The 1,896-nt window shown below is 64.2% G+C and carries 2 protein-coding genes; both read right to left on the bottom strand.

Going from position 1 to position 1,896, the window contains the following annotated elements; all coding sequences use genetic code 11:
* Positions 1 to 302: 302 nt before the first annotated feature.
* On the bottom strand, positions 303 to 1,379 hold the full coding sequence (locus ABEA18_RS11245; protein ID WP_345449485.1) for a cellulase family glycosylhydrolase: 1,077 nt from the start codon (positions 1,377 to 1,379) through the stop codon (positions 303 to 305).
* A gap of 296 nt (positions 1,380 to 1,675) precedes the next feature.
* On the bottom strand, positions 1,676 to 1,896 hold a 221-nt coding region (locus ABEA18_RS11240), incomplete at its 5' end, for a hypothetical protein (RefSeq protein WP_345449484.1).

The raw sequence follows: 1,896 nt of genomic DNA, 5'->3' as shown, positions 1-1,896 counted from the left end.
GCCGGCTCGACCTTCACGATGAACCTCCCCTCGACGCTACTGGCCGGCCTCGCAGTAACCTCGCACAACACCGGCGCCCTCAGCACCGTGACCATGGACAGCATCTCGCTCGGGACAACGCCGCCACCGTGACGCAGCCACTGACGCCTTGCCCACTTGATCGTCCGCCCGGCCCGCCCCGCTCCGTCCCCCGGGGCGATTATGCGGCCGGGCGGCCCCGACGGCCACACTCGTAGCTCCACGCGAGCCGGTCGAGCAAAGCTTCCGGTTCCTCCATTCCTGCAGGGGTCGTGCTGCCACGTTCATTTTCGCGGCGCGGGAATCGGTGGCGCCGGTTTCGCCGCGTATCGCTCGACGACTGCGAAGGTCTGCGGGTAAGCGGGTCCGAGCGCGCAGGTGCCGGTGGCAGCGAGATTCCAGAAGTCGCTGCCGACAGCGGCCACGGCCGGCGCCGGTCCCGCTGGGTGTGCGTTGCGTTCGACTTGGTACATGTCGAGGGCGTGAGTTGCCATGTCCGGGTCTCCGGCAGGCCAGTGATCGATGTCATGTGGCCCGGTCTTCGGGCCCTGGCAGGCACTCCACGCGGCAAGGAACCATGGTTTGCCGATGCCTCTGCAGTAGCTGGAGACGGAGGGGACGCTGATATTGCGGTCAGGAAGAGAGTTGATCTCGACGTCGCAGGCGTCGTTGTTCACCTCGGCCATGATCTTCTGCCAGTCGATGCCGCTATCAGGGTCGTTGATGTAGGACATGCCCCCACTGGACACCAGGTGGTTCGGGTCGAGTGCTTTCAACTGCGCGAGTGTGCGGCGAAAGAAAGCGGTCGTTTCCGCCGTCGTGCCGCGAGTCGCATTGTCGTAATTCGGGGCGTCGATCTCCCCTAAGAGTTCGTACATGGCGATCGCAGGCTCAGCAGAATATTGGATCCCGGTCTTGGTATTGACTCGGTTGGTGACGAAGGACAGAAAGGGCCGCCAATCGGCGGTGGTCGGTTTGATGCCCGAGGCCTGCAGCGACTGGCCGTAGCTGCTGAAATTAAGGATCACGCGCAGCCCGTTCGCCTTGGCGACTGCGATGAAGTCGTCCACCCGTGTCCACGTGGCTTCTGACATGGCATCCGAAAGCTCGTGATGCCGTGTCTCATACTCCACGATTTCGAGGACGTTCAGTCCGGCTTGCTTTGCCAGCGCCACTTCTGCGACGGGGTTGTCGTACTGGCCGTATGCAGTACCGCCATGGATGGTGAAGCCTCGCCCACTGACGCAAAGACTCATGCCGCAGACTTCGACGAACGGGCTCCTCGATCGGGTGTCCGCGCTGACCGTCGCGAGGATCAGCAAGGCGGCGGCCGTCCACGACAGGGCCGCGAGGAGGCGCATCCGGTGTCGTCCTCGAAGTACGAGGGCCGGATATCGTGGCCGAGGGGGCACCCCGGACCTCTCACGCTGTCGCCGAAAGTGGTGGTTTCGGCGATAGGGGGTAAGCCGCAATCGCGTGCGGACTTGATTCTTCACGCTCTGTCCAAACACCCTTTCTTCCGAGGTCGCATCGACTGCAATGCCGGCGGCTTTCCTTTGTGCGATAGGGGTTTATAGGCGGCAGGCTGTTGCTGACATTCGGCGTTGGATAGCTGCCACGCGAAGCCGGTCACCGGCTCGGCCGATGCGGTCTCGCCTCAGGGCCCCGGCGGCGGCACCGAGATGGTCTCCACGCTTACTGTGTCCAGGGTGACGGTGGAGCCGGTGCCCTGCAGATGAGAGGTGATCGCGAAGCCGGCCAGCAGCGGTTGCGGCAGGTCGAGCGCGGTCGTCGATCCCGGCACCAGTGTCCAGCTGACGCCGTCGGGTGAGGCATACGCGCTGTAGTAGACCAAGCCGTGCGCGGTGTCGGTGTACC

Source organism: Arthrobacter gyeryongensis (assembly GCF_039543785.1).
In the GTDB taxonomy this organism is placed as follows: domain Bacteria; phylum Actinomycetota; class Actinomycetes; order Actinomycetales; family Micrococcaceae; genus Arthrobacter; species Arthrobacter gyeryongensis.
This window is presented reverse-complemented; position numbering and strand designations above follow the sequence as displayed.